This is a genomic window from Sinomicrobium sp., from assembly GCA_029266035.1.
Classification (GTDB): domain Bacteria; phylum Bacteroidota; class Bacteroidia; order Flavobacteriales; family Flavobacteriaceae; genus Sinomicrobium.
This window is the reverse complement of sequence record JAJUFH010000032.1, coordinates 12,944-31,078: the sequence shown is the minus strand read 5'-3', so window position 1 is coordinate 31,078 and position 18,135 is coordinate 12,944. Positions and strand designations below refer to the sequence as shown.

The window sequence follows — 18,135 nt, the reverse complement described above, 5'->3', positions numbered from 1 at the left end:
TGGTCTTGAACTGCTTCAGAAAATCATCTGAAATTAAATCGTCTTTCTTCATAGTGTGTAAAAAAATTAAAGTTAAACAAAAAATAGCGGGGGCATGCCCCCGCTATTTTTAAACTTACACACTTTATGAGATAGTCCTGTATATTCTTGCCATTTACGACAGTTATCAAATTACACCTACCACACAAATATAAACAATTCACTACCTCTTCCTATCTCATCAAAGCTGTATCGCCCGATTAATATTTATTTCTTCTAAAAAGCTTTCATCGTGAGAGATAACAACTAATGTCCCTTGATATTCGTCAATAGCATCGGTTAATATTTCTATATTCTGAATATCCAAATTATTGGTCGGTTCATCCAAAATAATCATATCAGGCGACTGATTACTGATACTTAAACAACATATCATTAACCGCATTCTCTCTCCCCCACTCAAAGTACTACAAGGCTTATCCCAATCCTCTGCAGTAAACAGAAAACGGTTTAATCTCATTTTAAGCTCGTGTTCCTGCAGTGCTGAGCTATTAAACCGCTGTGCCTGTTCATAAATTTTTAGATTATTGTTTATCAAGGAATAATCTTGATCGATATAAACCATTTTATTTTCTGCGATAAAAACACTTCCGATTTGCGGTGTGATATTTCCCAAAATCACTTTTATCAAAGTCGTTTTTCCCGAACCGTTTGTACCTTTTATAGCGATGCGTTCTCCACTGAGAATTTGAAAATTCAGTTTTTCAGTCCATATGTATTTTTCGTCTTTATAAGTGAAATTTATGTTTTCTGCCGTAAATATAACTTTGCCTTTATGTAGTTTCGAATTGTCAAAATCGATCTTCATTTGGCTGGTTTCGGAAAGAGAAGAACGCAGGTTTTGAAGTTCGGATTTTATATTTCCAATTTTTTCAGAATGAACAGCTGCAATTTTTGCCGAACTCCTTTCTGCGCTGTTTTTAAACGTATTTGAAACTATTTTAGGCAGTCCTTTTTTTTCCGTATTCCTCTTTGCTCGTGTATCGAGTTTTTGTTGTCGCTCTATAGTTTCTCGCTCTTTCTCTTTGGCTTTCTTCAGTGCTCTTTCCCTACTTTGAATATCTTGATGCAAAGCATTGGTCTTAATCCTTTTCTGTTCCTCATAAAAACCGTAATTGCCTCCATACACCTCAATCTCATTCTTGTTTAGCTCGCAAACAGTATTCAATAGATTCAATAATTTTCTGTCGTGGCTCACAACAATCATGGTGCTCTTAGTGAATTGTATAAAATCGTACAGCAATTGTCTTCCCGAAACATCCAAATGATTGCTCGGTTCGTCCAGCAAAACCAATTCAGGCTGATGAACAGCAATCCCTGCAAGAAAAACTTTCGTTTTCTGTCCGCCACTCAATGTTTCCATTTTTTGCGACAAATCCAAGTCGGATAATTGCCAATACTGCATTGCCTCTCGACAACGGTCCTCTATCGTCCAATCGTCATTCAAAACGTTGATATTCTCTTCGCTTACATTGCCGTTCAGAATTTCTGTCAAGGCATTTACCTTAGCCTCTACACCCATAGCTTGGGCAATGGTCAAATGATTGAACTGTCCGAAAATCTGAGGGACAAAATAGGGTTCTGCAGTGGTATTTATCTGTCCGGAAGACGGTAAAAGCTCTTTGGCTATAATTTTCAGCAAGGTAGATTTTCCTACTCCGTTGTTTCCGATTAAAGCTATTTTATCGCTGCGAATTAATGTAAGATTAATTCCGCTAAACAGCAGGTCCTTATTAGGATGTATATATGATAAATTTTGGATAGTAAGCACAATTTCTTTCTTTGAAGATTAAACAATAGAACAACTATTTTACAGTTGCCACTCTTATTTATTTGAAAGAAATCAAATCATCGGTTGTATATATTGCTTACTTTACACTCTGATACACAAACATATAAAATATACTCATAACCTCCAATTATCACACTACTTTTTTTGTATACCATCTCGAATCGCTCTTGTCATACCAAATACTGTAAACAGGGTTATCCCTTTTAAAAGGGAGCACAACTACATACCCATAAGCTCAGTCTGTAGCCTTTTTATACTTCTCATATATAAAAGTGACCAATGCCATAAAACCCAAAATAATTTCCCCCTTTAGGGGGTATTGCAGTACACTCCACTCCCCTACTTTTGTCTTAATCAAGCGAGGAAAACAGCCTTGAGCTGTACTCCTCAACCGAATAAAAATTATAAACCACAAAACAAACTCAAGATGAAAACAATTTTAAAAAATACCATTTGGCTATTCTTTATAGCCGTAGCCGTTAGTTCCTGTTCTGATAATGAAGAAGACAACTGCGACCCCAACGACAAGGAGAGTTTCTGCTATGAAGGACCGGTAGATGGCGGGGGAACTGTGGGGGATAAACTCCTGCTAATAGAACTGAAAACCAGCGGGAAACCTACCATACGATACGAATACGACAATCAAAATCACGCAATTCTTATGGGTTTCTCCGATGATGATAGAAAAACAGAGGTAAAATACCATTACAGCGGCGATAATATGGTAGAAGTAGAATACTTGCTCGACGGGGAGTTGGTTTCTACAGAAGAGTACAACTACAGTTCGGGAGACAAGCCTACGTCTGGTGTTTATAAGGATCGCGAGGGAGAACCCCTTATACGTATAGAATACAGCTACTCGGGCAATGAAGTCAAGGAAACATTTTACGATATAAACGAAGGTAAACTGATAGACTACAATACGTATCGCTTTGACGATAAGGGAAACTCTGTAGAACAGATTATCAATGTTATGGGAACTATAGCTCCTACCAGCACAACAACCAATAGCGATTTTGACGACAAGCCCTCTGCTGCCACACATCGTCTCTTTCATTGGAAATTAGGCTTCACAAACAACGCCCAGGCGATAAAGTCGCCATTGGCCGGTATAGACCACATACTCAAATACACCTACAACGAGGCCGGGTATCCGACAAAAATGGAGGCCTACGACCGGGGCACAGAAGAACTGGTAGAGACCTCTGAGTTCGTCTATAAAAAAGCTAATTAAACTGCATAAGTTCAAGTCCACAGCTCTTGAGAAAACAATATTAATAGCGATAAAATAGACGGGGATCAAACGTGTGCAAAAATGAAAATGAAGCCTGTTAAAATTCGATGTTTTACGCTGTTGAATTTTAACAGGCCTTGATTTAATTACTTTAATAGTTGTAAGTGTCTCGTCGCAAAAGACAGCGGCATAGTGGTATTTTTAAAATCCTTAAATTTGGTGTACAAAACACCGACTATGATCTCCAAAGAAACATTTCGCTTTCTCAAAGAACTCAAAAACAACAATCAGCGGGACTGGTTTAACGAACACAAAAAACGGTTCAAAGTCGCCGAAGCTGAGGTAAAAGATCTTGCCAACACGCTTTTTTCGGCACTCAAAGAACACGATGATGTAGACCGAGTAAAGATTTTCAGAATATACAGAGATGTCCGTTTTTCGGCAGATAAGCAACCCTATAAAACCCATTTCGGAATAGGCTTTCACCGCCAGAAACCAAAACTAAGAGGTGGATATTACCTGCATATAGAACCCGGCAATTCATTTATTGCCACCGGCTTTTGGAATCCTGAAAAGGAGGATCTGAAACGCATCCGCAAAGAATTTGAAACCGACGACTCCGAAATGCGGGAAATTATGGCCGACGAAAAGTTTCAATCTGTTTGGGGAGCCTTGAAAGGCGATGAAGTAAAAACGGCACCAAAGGGTTTTAGCAAAGATCATCCGGCCATAGATCTCATACGGAAAAAACAGTATTTCTTTACCCGAGATTTTACCGACAGAGAAGTGCTTAGTCCGACATTCGCCGAAGAAGTAAACCAGTATTTCCGCGCTATACGCCCTTATTTCGACTATATGAGCGATGTACTCACCACCGATATGAACGGGGTTTCACTGTTGTAAATCACAGTTGGAGATAAAAGTCTAAAGCATACTCAAGCACCTCTTGTACTCTTATTTTAAATTTCAAAACAATCGCAATACTCTGGAAACTCAGCATTTGCTGCTAGAGGCGAAAACTAAATCTCCTTTCTACTTAAAAATACGACTGCAATTTTTATATTTGCCAATATGAGGCAAAGGACTTTAAGAGTCCTCAGCTAGAAGTTTTTAGTCTCGAATAGTGATTTAAGTTTTTTCTATGGAACAATTTGTAGTTTCGGCACGCAAATACCGCCCTCAGACCTTTAAAGATGTCGTGGGACAGCAGGCTATTACCAATACCCTGCTCAACGCCATAGAAAACAATCACCTGGCTCAGGCACTGCTCTTCTGCGGGCCTCGAGGGGTGGGAAAAACCACCTGTGCTCGTATCCTTGCCAAAAAGATCAATGAAAGCGGTACTGAAAATCCGGATGAGGATTTTGCCTTTAATATTTTTGAGCTGGATGCCGCCTCCAACAACTCGGTAGACGATATCCGAAACCTTATCGACCAAGTTCGTATTCCGCCGCAGTCCGGCAAATACAAGGTGTATATTATAGACGAAGTTCACATGCTGTCGCAGGCTGCCTTCAACGCTTTTTTGAAAACGCTTGAAGAACCGCCAAAGCACGCGATTTTTATTCTCGCTACCACCGAAAAGCACAAGATTATCCCCACCATACTCTCCAGATGTCAGATATTCGACTTTAAGCGTATCACTGTAAAAGACGCAGCCGAATACCTCAAGTACATTGCGGAGAACCAAGGAATAGAGGCCGACGATGATGCCCTGCATATCATCGCACAAAAAGCCGACGGTGCTATGCGCGATGCGCTGTCTATTTTTGACAGAGTAGTGAGTTTCTCCGGAAAACAACTCACCAGACAGGCAGTGACCGAAAACCTCAATGTACTGGATTACGACACCTATTTTGAAGCCACCGATCTCATATTGGCCAACAATATTCCGCAGCTCTTGGTCAATTTTAACGAGACCCTGGCAAGAGGTTTTGACGGGCATCACTTTATCGCCGGATTGGCATCGCATTTCAGAGATCTGATGGTCTGTAAAAATGAGGCTACCATACCACTGCTAGAAGTGGGTAGCGAAGCTCAGCAACGCTATTTGGAACAGTCGAGGAAGACCTCGTTAGCTTTCTTGATGCAGGGCATTGAGCTCGCCAACAACTGCGACCTCAATTACAAGACGAGTAAAAATCAGAGACTACTCGTCGAGCTCTGTCTTATGCAACTGGCCTCCATCACTTTCGATGGAGAAAAAAAAAACTCTGAGCAGTTTATAATTCCCCCTGCCTACTTTAAGCAAGAGGGAAAAGATCAAGTCCAAAAAGCAGCCCAGACTTTACCGTCAGCCCCTCGGCAATCAACCGCTGCAGTTTTGGAAAAGCAAGCTGAGGCTTCACCCGGCCCGGGAGTAAAGTCAGAAAGTAGTGCGAACGCCGCGAAACCGACAACACAAAACAGCTCTCACGCCACAAAAGAACCCGAAAACCAGGAACCGACATCTCAAAAAAAAACAGTGGGAGTCGAGATCAGAAAAAAACATGTTTCCGGTTTGTCACTTTCCAGTATTCGCACCAAAAAGGAACTCGAAAAAAACCGCAAAGAAACAGTCGTAGATCCTTCAGCCCTACCTCGGGAGAATTTTACGGAAGAAGAAATGAGAGCGGCGTGGGATCGCTATGTCGAAGATATGAACAACCAGGGCAAGAAGATTATAGCGTCTAACCTCGCTACCGACCACCCCAAACTGAAAGACGGCAAGACGATATGTATAGAACTGCCCAACGACACCATGAAAAAAGAAGTGGAAAGGGAACAATTTCCACTGATGGAGTTCCTCAAAAATGAGTTAAAAAACCATTTTATAGAACTCCGGGTAACAGTCAATGAAAAAATAGAGCAGAAATACGCTTTTACTCCTCACGAAAAATATGTGAAGTTTGTAGAGGCAAACCCCTCATTGGACAATCTTAGAAAAGAGTTTGATCTCGATATATAATACTGCGATATGAGCTTCGTCAAAACCACCGAACAGGATTCAAATTATCGCGATCTGGAAAAAATGTCGATAGCGGAAAGTTTGAAACATATCAACAAGGAAGACCAGTCGGTTCCCCTAGCTGTAGCGCGTGCCATACCTCAGATAGAGGCCTTAGTATTACAAATTACAAGCAAGCTAAGTGAAGGCGGACGACTGTTTTATATAGGAGCTGGAACCAGTGGACGGCTGGGAATACTGGACGCTTCTGAATGTCCGCCTACTTTTGGCGTCTCCGACCAATTGGTGATAGGTCTTATCGCAGGTGGAGACAGCGCCATTCGAAAAGCGGTGGAATTTGCAGAAGACGACCGCGAACAGGCGTGGAAAGACCTGCAGCAGTACAATATCAATTCCCGTGATGTGGTAGTTGGTATTGCAGCCTCCGGTAGCACTCCTTATGTGGTTGGCGGACTACAAGCGTGTAACAAAGCTGGTATAATTACGGGCTGCATCAGTTGTAATGCCGGAAGCCCCTTGGTAGAAACCGCTCAATTTCCCATCACCGTGGTAGTAGGACCAGAATTTCTCACCGGCAGCTCGCGTATGAAAGCCGGTACCGCTCAGAAATTAGTACTCAATATGATTTCTACCGCTACCATGATACAGTTGGGTCGTGTTAAGGGAAATAAAATGGTCGATATGCAGCTCAGCAATACCAAACTTGTAGATCGAGGTATACGCATGCTAGTAGAAACGCTAAACATCACTTCGGAGGTGGCAGCCACACTGCTGGAAAAACACGGAAATGTCAGAAGCGCTATCGAGGCCTATAAACAACAATAACAAAAGCATAAAATCGTGAGAAGAACAGATCGGGAATTAGTTTTTAAAAGCCTAAAATATTTTGCATATACCCTTATTCTGATGTTTTCTGCTCCTGTTATCATCTACCAGGCTTTTAAAAATCAGGAGCACTTTTTGTACTGGCCTGTATTGATTATCGGATTACTCGCTGCCATAGCTGCTATCGGTATGGCCTTCTATAGCCTTCGCACCCTGATGAGAGCTTTTTTCGGGGATTAAAAAACCCGTTCCAGGAAGGATTCCGAAAACGGGCTGAATATCTATTTTACATACTACCCTACTCTTTTTCGAGCACGGTAAACTCTATAGATGAAGAGTTGTACAGCCTGTGCGTCTGCTTTTGAAAATCTTCCTTTTTGGCGTAAAAAATATTGTCTACATAAGTCTGCGGATTCAAGTCGATAAGCGGAAACCAAGTACTCTGCACCTGTACCTGTATCTTGTGTCCCTTCTTAAAGGTGTGATACACATCCTGTAATTTCACATTCACCGGAGTCACTTCACCCGGAACAAAAGGCTCGGGCTTTTCAAAGCTGTTGCGAAAACGGCCGCGCATCACCTCACTTCGCACCATCATGTGATAGTTACTCATTTTCAGATAGTCCTGAGTTTCTTCATAATCTTCGGCATCGGGTGGGAACACATCGATTAACTTTACAATCCAATCGGCATCGGTACCGGTAGTAGATACCTGTAGTTTGGCCAGTATATCTCCTGCAAGAGTCATATCTTCTTCCAATACCTGTGTTTCAAAGACCAGCACGTCGGGTCTCCTCGCGGCAAAGCGCTGGTCGTCTGTCATATATTTCCTAGGGGTGAACACCACCTTAATATCCTCAGAATAGGGTACAGGTTTTTTCGGGTCGCTGACAAATTCCTGATAGGAAAACTCCATGGTCATCATTTGTGCCAAACTCTGATTTCCCATTCGGTATATTTCTTTACGGGTATTTTTAGGAGGCCAAGTATCAAACTTCCCCCATTCGCGCTTCCCGGTATCGTACATATAGGCTTCCGGCAAGCCGGTATTGCCATCGCCGCTTCCCTTGAGGAAATGATTGAAAAACCGGGTTTCTATTTCCTTTTGGTAAAATGCAGATATATCGTCTCCAAAATACACATTCCCTATCGCCTGCCGTTTGTTCAAACGCGCCCAGTCGCCGTGACTCCAGGGGCCCATCACTATGGAGTGATAGTTGTCACTGTTTTTCATAGCCTTATATGTTTCAAGCGGACCGTACAAATCTTCCGCATCAAACCAGCCTCCTACTACCATTACTGCGGGTTTGATATCTTTAATATGTTGGATAATTCCACGCGGTTTCCAGAATTCGTCGTAATTCGGATGGTCTTTCAGCTGCTTCCAAAACACATTGTCTTCTTTAAAATACTGATCTAGATTAGACAGCGGTCCCGCATCGAGGAAAAACTGGTATTGATCTTGGGTTCCCAGATCGGGAAGCTCGTACCAGGCTTCGGTAGTCGGACTGCTTTTCATATGTCCGAACAGCGGTGTTACCCTCCAATAGCTCAGCATATATGCCCCGTTGTGGTGAAAGTCGTCGAAAAAGAAATCTCCAATAGGCGCCTGTGGCGAAACAGCTTTAAGGGCAGGATGTGGGTCGAGTAGGCTGTAAGTAGAATAAAATCCGGGGTACGAACCACCCCATATACCTACTCTTCCGTTGTTGTTTGCAACATTTTTCACCAACCAGTCTACAGTGTCGTAGGTATCGGAAGCTTCGTCGGTTTGCTTTCTCTTTTTCTTCGGGATATAGGCTCTCATATTGTCGTATACCCCTTCGCTATTCCAACGCCCCCTCACATCTTGATACACGATGATGTACCCCTCTTTCATCATGGTTTCGTTAGGACCGATCAAAGAGCGGTACTGATCTTCGCCATAAGGAGCACAACTGTAGGGAGTGCGCTGCATAATGATAGGGTACTCCTTAGACTTGTCTTTCGGACTGTAGATGGTAGTGTGCAATTTAATGCCATCTCTCATCTTTACAGCTACTTCCTGCTTGTCGTAGTACTCCTTTACGTTGTATTCCTGAGCAATACAGGAAATAAAAGCAAAGAGCGTAAAAAATAACACGAAATTTTTCTTCATCATCTATAGTTTTTATGGGTATAAATTGAAATTCAACCAATCGGAAGACTGCCGTACTGACGAGACACAGTACAAAAACGCCATTTTCACTACATGTTTTCCCGAGCGGCAGTTTGCCCTCTCACCCTGTAAATATAAAACAAAAAAGTGCGGCAACTACCGCACTCTTCCGCTTCCTTATAAAAAGAAATCTCTATTTAACACTTTCTGCACCTATCTTCAACCAGTTGAAATAGGTTTCTGTATCGGTGTACTGCTGCGGCGGACCGAGCAATTCGTAATCAGTTGTCATAATGATGTAATAGGGTTGTGAAGCCGTCTGAAAGTTTATAGCTTGGAAGGTAGCCCATTTCTCTCCTATGGTTTCAATCTTCTTAACCCTTCCAGATTCCATTTGAAAGTTAAACTGTTTGTCTTCCGGAAGTTCCGCACGGTCGTCCACATAGAGCGAGATAAGCACGTAGTTGTCTCTTATCTGCTCGTATACCTTGGGAACACTCCACACATTCTCTTCCATTTTGCGGCAGTTTACACAAGCCCATCCGGTAAAATCGAGAAGAATGGGTTTGTTGTTGGCCTTGGCGTATTCCAAGCCTTCGTCAAAATCTTTAAAACAGTTGAGTCCAAGCGGACAATCGCTTTCTTGTTGCACTACGCTATAGAATGCAGGCGGTGGAAATCCACTCAGGAGTTTGAGGTTATTTCCAAAAATACCGGTAACGATATAAATCACAAATGCAGAAACCAAAATAGCGGTACTCACTCTGAGAAAGCTGAGTTTCTTTAGAGGTCCGTCGTGAGGGAATTTTATTTTTCCAAACAGGTACAGTGCCATCAATAAAAAGATCACCGCCCAAATTCCGAGGAATACCTCTCTTTTCAAAATACCCCAGTGCTCTACTAAATCGGCATTGGAGAGAAACTTAAAGGCCAATGCCAACTCTAGGAAACCGAGCACTACCTTTACTGTAGTCATCCACCCTCCTGAACGCGGCAAAGAATTCAGCCAGTTGGGGAACAAGGCAAACAAGGCAAATGGCAATGCCAGTGCAAAACCAAAGCCGGTAATACCTGCAGTGAGCTGCATAGCTCCTCCTTCGGCGGTGAGCGAGCCTACCAAGAGCGATCCGAGGATAGGTCCGGTACAGGAGAAAGATACTATAGCAAGGGTAAGCGCCATAAAAAGTATACCTATCACACCTCCGGCTCCCGAAGCGGAATCCATCTTATTTCCCCATGAACTGGGAAGGGTGAGCTCGTAATAGCCAAAAAAGGAAAATGCAAAAAACAAAAAGATTACAAAGAAGGCTACGTTGAGCCATACATTGGTAGATATGGTGTTCAGTATTTCTGGATCGATAGAATCGAGAAAGTGAAACGGCAAACTCAACAACACGTAAATCAGCACTATAAAAACACCGTACAAAATCGCATTAGACACCCCTTTCTTTCTATCTGAAGAATGCTTGGTAAAGAACGACACCGTAAGCGGAATCATAGGAAAAACACAAGGGGTAAGCAAGGCGATAAGTCCTCCGAGAAAGCCGATAGCAAAAATGCTCAGCAATCCGGAATTCTGATCGTGTCTCTGCTCAGACTCCAATAGCAATTCTGCATTTTTAAGATCTAGTTTCAACTTTTTAGAAAGTAATGCACTCTTGTCGTCTACCTCCAGCTGTTTTACCTCAGCTTTCCCGCCGTCTAATGAAAATGCGAGATCGGCATCAGAGAATATACAACTCCTGTCATCACAAGCCTGAAACTCTACCAATCCCTGTATACTGGTCAAATCGGGATTGATCAGACTTATCCTTTGTTTGAATTCAGCCATCCCGTCAAAAAAGGAGAGCTCCATCTCAAAGATATTGTCGTATTCTGTGATTGATTCACTTTCTTGTATATCCCCTTCCAGTTTAAAATCTTCTCCCGCTCCCTCAAAGGTAAAAGAGGTAGGAATAGGTCCCCCATCAGGTATTTGCGTGGTATAAAGGTGCCAGTTGGGAATAATGGAAGCCCTCATCACCAATTCATACTCTGTGTCTGACATCTTTTCTACCGAGGTAGACCATCTTACTTGCTCTCCCTGAGCGGAAAGCAGTTGAGAAAATAAGGTAAACAGAAATACTGTTAAAACAGGAAAAAATCTTTTCATCCCTCTTAAAATTAGAATATTTAATTTAGCGTTGTTCTACTGCGTACTGTAACAACAATACGACCACATATTCCGGATTGGCTCAAAAGCTCGGCTAACTGCCGTGCAGCACCACCCGGAGTATATTTTTGGTATCGGAAGTCACTTTAAAGCGATCGTCTAACCGATATCCTACTATCCATACGACATCCGACTCAGAACACAGCAACCAAGTGTCTTCCTTGTCGAATATCGAAAATTTCTCATCCTTAAAAAACTTACTCACTTTCTTGCGGTGGGGCATTCCCAATGGATAAAAGTAGTCTCCTTTTTCCCATTTCCTCAAGATGAGCGGGTACTTTAACTTATCTTTATCAATTGTTACGTCAGCAGCTGACGATCTCTCAGTGAACTCTCCCACTGAGAATTGCAAGTGAATGGGAGCGAGAATCTCATCCGTTTCCGCTGCAATCAGATACTGCACTGCCGTTTTCTCTCTGCGCGGGCTTACAATGAGCTCCTCTCTGTTTTTCAACATCACATAGCGATCGGAAGTGATAAATTTTCCAGACATGGCATCCAACAACTTATGTACTTCATCGGCCGGAAAATCGAATTCCCTGAACAGATAGTGCAGATAAGTTTCTTTCGGATCGAGAGCTTTCAAATCATCGACAGCTACAATCCACTGTTCTTCTCTACGCTGTAGTATTCGATTCTTTAGCTCGACCATGTGCTTTTCCAATATCAGCTCACACTCTCTCAAGTGTTTTTGAGTTCGCCCGAACTGTTCTAGAAACCCCTGTGAAAGCTGTTTTAGTTCTGGAACGACCCGATGTCTTATTTTATTCCGCAAATACTTTGTATCTGCATTACTGCCATCCTCTCGCCACATCCACTTGTTTTCTGTCAAATACGCAAACAATTGTTCTCTCGAAAACGGCAGCAGCGGTCTCACAATTTTCCCGTTTACTTTCGGAATTCCAGAGAGCCCTTCTATACCCGTACCACGGGAAAGGTTTATCAAAAAGGTTTCTAGCATATCGTCGGCGTGATGAGCGGTGAGTAAATACTCGTAATTCTCCGTATCCAATAGCTTTCCAAACCATTCGTAGCGCAATTCTCGGGCGGCGATCTGTATGGATATCCCTTTTGATTTTGCGTACTCTTCCGTCTGAAAGGAGGTGGTAAAAACTGGTATACCCAGTTCTTCGGCCAGGGACTTCACAAAAACCTCATCGCCATTGCTGTCCTCTCCTCTGAGGTGGAAATTGCAATGTGCGAGCGCTATGTCAAGCTCAGCCATACGGCACAACCTCGTGAGCACTACGCTGTCTATCCCTCCACTAATAGCTACCAAAAGCCTTGCTTTTTCCAAAAAAGGAAAGTTGTTTTTGATATGTTTTTTAAACAGTGCTAGCATCTGGCTAAAATATGGAGTTCCCTACAAAAGCCAAAAATAAACAGATCGAAGTAAAGAAATGTAAACTTTGTTACATTAGAATATTTTTTCCCAAACCGCATCACTCTTCCAGCACCTTGCGCATGGCCTCTGCCTTAACCAAACACTCTTCGTATTCCTCTGTGGCATCGGAGGCTGCCGTAATCGCTCCTCCTACCGTAAAAGACAAATAGTTGTTGGAGGCATTGTACAGTATACTGCGTATTATCACATTGAAGTCGAAATCTCCGGAAGGGGAAAAATACCCTACTGCTCCGCTATACACTCCTCTTTTGCTTTCTTCTAAGGACTCGATGAGTTCCATAGACGATATTTTCGGGGCGCCGGTCATACTTCCCATAGGAAAGGTAGTGCGTATAACATCGATAGAATCTGTGCTATCCTCTACTTCCGAGACTACTGTCGAAATCAACTGATGCACCTGCTGAAAGGTGTATACTCCACATAGCTCTTCAACCTTTACACTGCCTTTTTTTGCGGTAATAGACAAATCGTTACGCACCAGGTCTACAATCATGATATTTTCTGAACGCTCCTTAGGATTGCTCTCCAATCGATCTCTGAGCGCTGCGTCTTCTTCGGGTATAGGCGACCGTCGTGAAGTTCCCTTTATGGGTTGAGTAATCACTGTATTCCCCTCCCGTTTTAAGTAGCGCTCCGGTGAAGCAGACAATACGTAATGATTTTCCAATTTCAGATAACAGGCGAAAGGAGGGTGAGAAATAGCATTGAGTCTTAAAAAAACATCGCAAGGATCTATAGCTACACCATCGGCATAAAACTCCTGACAGAAATTGACTTCATACACATCACCTCTGTAGATGTGTTCTAACAGGCGATTGATCTTATTTTGATACACCTCCTCAGAAATTCTAGCCTTTATTTTACCCTTACCTAGAGAAGGACTACTCCTTTCGGGAAGAATCCATTCACAGATAGACTTAAAATCGGTCTCAATTTCGTCGTCTACCATAGGCATATAAGAAAACCGCAGCTTATCACCCTCTATAAAAACGAGTTTTTTAGGCTGAAAAAAATAGAGATCAGCAAAGCCTAAACCGTCGGAGTTGTCCGATTGCAACTTTTCTACGTCATTCTTTAGATCGTAGGCGAGATAACCAAAAATCCAATCGTCCGTAGCTTGTCGATATTCCTTGAGATCATCGAAAGCGCGATGGTAGTCTGTTTTTATCGATGTAAGGGCGTCTACAGCGAGTACTCCATCGAAGGAGTAATACAAATGGCGATAGGCATTGCTGTCCAACCACGCTATTTCATCGTATTGCTGTGCCCAATTCAGTATCTTTTTTTTAAAGGTTTCTCCCTCACTCAGAGAGAATACGACCTCGGTTCGCTGCATTCCTGAAATTTAGAAAATAAGAATGTTACAAATTTAACAAATACTTCAAGAAAGATAAGCGGTGACAAAGAAATATTTTGTAGTATTGCAACGTAAAACAAATACAGAGGGCAATAGAAAACCCTCATTATTTTAGTTTGAATAAAATGCAAAACACCCACAACATATCTACTTCAGTTTTCCTGAGACTTCCGGTTTCAGCGATCCGTCCTGTTGTGCGTCGTACCCCCCGTCGCCCGTAAGGGTGTACTTCTAATTTTGGAACCTAGGTGAGTCCGGTTCCCCTCTCAAAGAAATCTTTACTGATTTTTTCAACCAAGAAAAATTGAAATGGACATTGTTATTGCAAACAAGTCGCATATCAGATATGCCTCTCTTATTTGCGAGACCATAGAATCCTCTGCTAAAGTAAGAGGTACAGGTATTGCCAAGAGAACTCCAGAATACATCATTTCCAAAATAGAGAGCGGTAATGCAGTTATCGCTTTAGAAGGAGACAAATTTGCTGGATTTTGCTATATCGAAGCCTGGGGACACGAAAAATTCGTCGCCAATTCCGGGCTTATCGTGCATCCCGATTACAGAAATATGGGATTGGCAAAAAAGATAAAAAAAACCATCTTCGACCACTCCAGACAAAAGTATCCCGAAGCCAAGATTTTCGGTATCACTACCGGCCTGGCCGTGATGAAGATCAATTACGAGCTCGGATACCGACCTGTCACCTTCTCCGAACTGACCGACGACCCTACGTTCTGGAAGGGGTGTCAGACCTGTAAGAATTACGATATACTGCAACGTACACAACAGAAGATGTGTCTGTGTACCGGCATGATGTACGACCCTTCGGAAAAGGAAGAAGTAGAAGAAAAACATCCGTACAACAGCAAGGTGCTCCAAAGGTTGAAGGATATAAAACAAAACCTTTTCCTCAAAGGTAAAAAGTCTTCCAAAGACACTGTTGTAGCTCCAGAAGAAGGATACATCAGTTTAAAGAAGGTAATGAACAAATTGAAAGGAAATAATAAATAATTGAAATCGATTAGTGGTGGGGTAAAACACAAGCCTAGCTACCAATCGACAACACAAAACAAAAATTACAATGAAAAAACTCGTTTTAGCTTACAGTGGCGGACTAGACACTTCTTATTGTGCCAAATACCTGTCTCAGGAAAAAGGCTATGAAGTACACGCTGTAAGTGTAAACACCGGCGGATTTACGGCGGAAGAAAAAAAGGATATAGAAAACAAGGCGATAAAACTGGGTGTAGCCAGTTATGCCAATATTGAGGCAAAAGAAACTTTCTACAACGATGTGGTTAAGTATCTCGTCTTTGGAAACGTGCTCAAAAACAACACCTACCCTCTTTCTGTCAGTGCTGAAAGGATTGTTCAAGCAATAGAAATTGTGAATTACGCTAAAAAAATCGGAGCGCAATACATAGCACACGGTAGTACGGGTGCGGGTAACGATCAAGTGCGATTTGATATGATCTTCCAAATTCTCGCGCCAGAAATAGAAATTATTACTCCCATACGCGACGAACAACTCGCCCGACAGGACGAAATTGCCTACCTGCAAAAAAACGGAGTAGATATGTCGTGGGAAAAGGCTAAATACTCTATAAACCGCGGTTTGTGGGGCACTAGTGTTGGTGGTGAAGAGACGCTCACCTCTCACCAATCACTCCCCGAAGAAGCCTATCCGAGTCAGCTTACAAAGGAAGATGCCCGACAAGTAAAGCTCACTTTCAAAAACGGAGAACTCACCGCTATAGACGGCAAAGAAGACAGTCCGGTAAACAATATAGAATACCTAAACAGTATAGCTTCTGCCTATGCTATAGGTCGCGATATACACGTTGGAGATACCATTATCGGCATCAAAGGAAGAGTCGGTTTTGAAGCTGCTGCACCCTTGGTAATTATCAAAGCACACCACACCCTAGAGAAACACGTACTCACCAAATGGCAGCAGCACCACAAAGAATACCTCGCCAATTGGTATGGAATGCTGCTACACGAAGGGCAATACCTAGACGAGGTTATGCGAAATATAGAAGCATTTCTAACCGATACTCAAAAGAATGTTTCAGGTGATGTATTTGTTACCCTTGCCCCCTATCGCTTTGTGATAGACGGTATACAGTCGGAGCACGACCTGATGAGCGCCTCCTTTGGAAGCTATGGCGAAATGAACAAGGGTTGGACCGCAGAAGACGCCAAAGGCTTTATCAAGCTCAACGCCAATCAGAATAAAATTTATCACCACGTGAATAAGAATAACTAGGGAGTTTATAGTTTGTGGTTTGGGGTTTATAGTTGGGAATTTCAACTACAAACCATAAACTACAAACAACAAACTACAAACCAAAAAAACAACAACAATGATACAAGCAGGAATAATCGGAGGGGCCGGATATACGGCAGGAGAATTAATACGATTGCTACTGCATCACCCTGCAGTAGAGATCAATTTCGTATACAGTACTTCTAATGCGGGAAACCTCCTCAGCGACGTACACCAAGACCTTCAGGGAGATACCGACCGGAGATTTACAGGAGAGATCAATGCAGATGTAGATGTTCTTTTCCTTTGTCTGGGACATGGAAATTCGAGAAACTTTTTGGATAAACACAGTTTTTCGGAGAAAACCAGCATCATAGATCTCAGCAATGACTTCAGACTTGCGCCGGATACCGATTTTGGAGGGAGACACTTTGTATACGGATTGCCCGAACTCCAAAAGGAAAAAATTGAAAATGCAAAACACATCGCCAATCCCGGGTGTTTTGCCACGGCTATTCAGCTGGCCTTACTCCCTTTGGCACAACACGGTTTGTTGCAACAAGACGTTCATATAACAGCTGTGACGGGAGCTACAGGAGCAGGAACCTCGCTGTCGCCCACCTCCCACTTTCCTTGGAGAGACAATAATTTTTCCTATTACAAACCTTTTAAACACCAGCACCTAGGAGAAATTGAACAGAGCATCAGCGGACTGCAAAACAATTTTGACAGCAAAATAAGGTTTATGCCTTATCGCGGAGACTTCCCGAGAGGGATCTTTGTCACTGCCTACACGGCATACGTCGGAGATCTGGAAAAGGCTGTAGAGATCTATAAAGACTTCTATAAAAATGCGGCCTTTACGCATGTATCCGATCGCGAATTACACCTCAAACAGGTGGTCAATACCAACAAATGCCTGATTCATCTGAGCAAACACGACGATTTGTTGCTGGTTACCTCTATCATCGACAATCTGACCAAGGGTGCTTCCGGACAGGCCATACACAATATGAACCTGATATTCGGATTGGAAGAGGATCTCGGACTCGGACTAAAAGCATCTTATTTCTGATATAGCAACAACAAAACAATAAGAAGATCAACCCATGAAAATAGCCATCATAGGAAGCGGAAATCTCGGACTCTCCATAGCCAAAGGGCTGTTGGTTAGCAATTCGGTAACCACCCTTTATCTGACGAAAAGAAACCCGGCAGCCATAAAGAGCTGGGAAGACTACGGCAATGTCACCGTTACATCCGACAACAGAGAAGCTGTAAAGCATTCAGACATACTGATTTTTGCAGTACAACCCGGACAGTTCGAGAAGATACTCGAAGAGATCAAAGATTTGTTGAACGAAAAACACGTTCTCATCTCTACTATTACCGGATTTAAGATTAAGAAAATCGAAGCTGTCGTAGGGCAAGATCAGTATATTATACGCAGCATGCCCAATACGGCAATCTCTGTAGGGAAATCGATGACCTGTATTTGCAGCAATGAAAAGGGAAAACAACGGGTAGACCTGGCAAAAGCTATTTTCAACAAACTGGGTACCTCTATCGAAATTCCGGAAGAACAAATGCGAGCCGCAACGGTAATCTGCGCCAGCGGTATTGCATTCTGGATGCGCCTTATCCGCGCTACAACCCAAGGGGCTATACAACTCGGCTTCGATGCCAAAGAAGCACAAGAGTTGGCTATGCACACCTGTATGGGAGCGGCTACCCTACTCGTAGAATCGGGCAATCACCCGGAAGAAGAAATCGACAGAGTTACTACACCTAAAGGATGTACCATAGAAGGACTCAATGAAATGGAACACAGCGGTCTGAGCTCGTCTCTTATCAAAGGGATAGTATCTTCGTTCAACAAAATAAATCAAATCGCAGATTTGTAGTGTGAAATTTGATG

Annotated in this window: 14 protein-coding genes; 9 read left to right on the top strand and 5 right to left on the bottom strand. The window is 42.6% G+C overall.

From position 1 onward, the window contains the following. Positions 1-220: 220 nt before the first annotated feature. Complete coding sequence (gene abc-f, locus ACYZZR_RS12210) at positions 221-1,810, bottom strand: ribosomal protection-like ABC-F family protein (RefSeq protein WP_461534292.1); 1,590 nt, start codon at positions 1,808-1,810, stop codon at positions 221-223. A 448-nt stretch (positions 1,811-2,258) separates the two neighbouring features. Here abc-f and ACYZZR_RS12205 point away from each other — a divergent pair, with 448 nt between their 5' ends. The 5 genes from ACYZZR_RS12205 to ACYZZR_RS12185 all read left to right on the top strand — a co-directional run bounded on the left by ACYZZR_RS12205 (position 2,259) and on the right by ACYZZR_RS12185 (position 7,077). Next, entirely contained in the window at positions 2,259-3,065 is an 807-nt protein-coding gene (locus ACYZZR_RS12205) for a hypothetical protein (protein ID WP_461534291.1), read from the top strand. Positions 3,066-3,302: 237 nt separating this feature from the next. Next, entirely contained in the window at positions 3,303-3,968 is a 666-nt protein-coding gene (locus ACYZZR_RS12200; protein WP_461534290.1) for a DUF2461 domain-containing protein, read from the top strand. Positions 3,969-4,206: 238 nt separating this feature from the next. Then, complete coding sequence (locus ACYZZR_RS12195) at positions 4,207-6,012, top strand: DNA polymerase III subunit gamma/tau (RefSeq protein ID WP_461534289.1); 1,806 nt, start codon at positions 4,207-4,209, stop codon at positions 6,010-6,012. Between the two features lie 9 nt (positions 6,013-6,021). Continuing rightward, positions 6,022-6,837: an N-acetylmuramic acid 6-phosphate etherase gene (murQ, locus tag ACYZZR_RS12190; RefSeq protein ID WP_461534288.1), complete on the top strand. Its 816-nt coding sequence runs from the start codon at positions 6,022-6,024 to the stop codon at positions 6,835-6,837. Positions 6,838-6,852: 15 nt separating this feature from the next. Beyond that, positions 6,853-7,077 carry a DUF6095 family protein gene (locus tag ACYZZR_RS12185; RefSeq protein ID WP_461534287.1) on the top strand — a complete coding sequence of 75 codons (225 nt, stop codon included), beginning with the start codon at positions 6,853-6,855 and terminating at the stop codon, positions 7,075-7,077. A 58-nt stretch (positions 7,078-7,135) separates the two neighbouring features. Here ACYZZR_RS12185 and ACYZZR_RS12180 read toward each other — a convergent pair whose 3' ends face one another. From ACYZZR_RS12180 to ACYZZR_RS12165, 4 genes are all read right to left on the bottom strand, one after another. Continuing rightward, positions 7,136-8,974 (bottom strand): CocE/NonD family hydrolase, encoded by a 1,839-nt coding sequence (locus ACYZZR_RS12180; protein WP_461534286.1) that lies wholly within the window; start codon positions 8,972-8,974, stop codon positions 7,136-7,138. A gap of 193 nt (positions 8,975-9,167) precedes the next feature. Continuing rightward, positions 9,168-11,126 carry a protein-disulfide reductase DsbD family protein gene (locus ACYZZR_RS12175; RefSeq protein WP_461534285.1) on the bottom strand — a complete coding sequence of 653 codons (1,959 nt, stop codon included), beginning with the start codon at positions 11,124-11,126 and terminating at the stop codon, positions 9,168-9,170. 94 nt (positions 11,127-11,220) lie between these two features. After that, complete coding sequence (gene tilS / locus ACYZZR_RS12170) at positions 11,221-12,528, bottom strand: tRNA lysidine(34) synthetase TilS (protein ID WP_461534284.1); 1,308 nt, start codon at positions 12,526-12,528, stop codon at positions 11,221-11,223. Positions 12,529-12,628: 100 nt separating this feature from the next. Continuing rightward, the gene (locus ACYZZR_RS12165) at positions 12,629-13,927 is read right to left on the bottom strand and encodes an anthranilate synthase component I family protein (RefSeq protein ID WP_461534283.1); all 1,299 of its coding nucleotides are present in this window, start codon (positions 13,925-13,927) and stop codon (positions 12,629-12,631) included. Between the two features lie 330 nt (positions 13,928-14,257). Here ACYZZR_RS12165 and ACYZZR_RS12160 point away from each other — a divergent pair, with 330 nt between their 5' ends. The 4 genes from ACYZZR_RS12160 to proC all read left to right on the top strand — a co-directional run bounded on the left by ACYZZR_RS12160 (position 14,258) and on the right by proC (position 18,121). Continuing rightward, entirely contained in the window at positions 14,258-14,959 is a 702-nt protein-coding gene (locus ACYZZR_RS12160; RefSeq protein ID WP_461534282.1) for a GNAT family N-acetyltransferase, read from the top strand. A gap of 70 nt (positions 14,960-15,029) precedes the next feature. Next, a complete protein-coding gene (gene argG / locus ACYZZR_RS12155; RefSeq protein WP_461534281.1) occupies positions 15,030-16,217 on the top strand; it encodes an argininosuccinate synthase in 1,188 nt (395 codons plus the stop codon). Positions 16,218-16,314: 97 nt separating this feature from the next. Beyond that, entirely contained in the window at positions 16,315-17,292 is a 978-nt protein-coding gene (argC, locus tag ACYZZR_RS12150; protein WP_461534280.1) for an N-acetyl-gamma-glutamyl-phosphate reductase, read from the top strand. 34 nt (positions 17,293-17,326) lie between these two features. Then, positions 17,327-18,121 carry a pyrroline-5-carboxylate reductase gene (gene proC, locus ACYZZR_RS12145; protein WP_461534279.1) on the top strand — a complete coding sequence of 265 codons (795 nt, stop codon included), beginning with the start codon at positions 17,327-17,329 and terminating at the stop codon, positions 18,119-18,121. Positions 18,122-18,135: the final 14 nt, after the last annotated feature.

What these genes read in the sequence shown, in the direction of transcription:
- ACYZZR_RS12205 (WP_461534291.1), top strand. Translation starts at nt 2,259, where the DNA reads ATGAAAACAATTTTAAAAAATACCATTTGGCTATTCTTTATAGCCGTA.
- ACYZZR_RS12200 (WP_461534290.1), top strand. Translation starts at nt 3,303, where the DNA reads ATGATCTCCAAAGAAACATTTCGCTTTCTCAAAGAACTCAAAAACAAC.
- ACYZZR_RS12195 (WP_461534289.1), top strand. Translation starts at nt 4,207, where the DNA reads ATGGAACAATTTGTAGTTTCGGCACGCAAATACCGCCCTCAGACCTTT.
- murQ (WP_461534288.1), top strand. Translation starts at nt 6,022, where the DNA reads ATGAGCTTCGTCAAAACCACCGAACAGGATTCAAATTATCGCGATCTG.
- ACYZZR_RS12180 (WP_461534286.1), bottom strand. Translation starts at nt 8,974, where the DNA reads ATGAAGAAAAATTTCGTGTTATTTTTTACGCTCTTTGCTTTTATTTCC.
- ACYZZR_RS12175 (WP_461534285.1), bottom strand. Translation starts at nt 11,126, where the DNA reads ATGAAAAGATTTTTTCCTGTTTTAACAGTATTTCTGTTTACCTTATTT.
- tilS (WP_461534284.1), bottom strand. Translation starts at nt 12,528, where the DNA reads ATGCTAGCACTGTTTAAAAAACATATCAAAAACAACTTTCCTTTTTTG.
- ACYZZR_RS12165 (WP_461534283.1), bottom strand. Translation starts at nt 13,927, where the DNA reads ATGCAGCGAACCGAGGTCGTATTCTCTCTGAGTGAGGGAGAAACCTTT.
- ACYZZR_RS12160 (WP_461534282.1), top strand. Translation starts at nt 14,258, where the DNA reads ATGGACATTGTTATTGCAAACAAGTCGCATATCAGATATGCCTCTCTT.
- argG (WP_461534281.1), top strand. Translation starts at nt 15,030, where the DNA reads ATGAAAAAACTCGTTTTAGCTTACAGTGGCGGACTAGACACTTCTTAT.
- argC (WP_461534280.1), top strand. Translation starts at nt 16,315, where the DNA reads ATGATACAAGCAGGAATAATCGGAGGGGCCGGATATACGGCAGGAGAA.
- proC (WP_461534279.1), top strand. Translation starts at nt 17,327, where the DNA reads ATGAAAATAGCCATCATAGGAAGCGGAAATCTCGGACTCTCCATAGCC.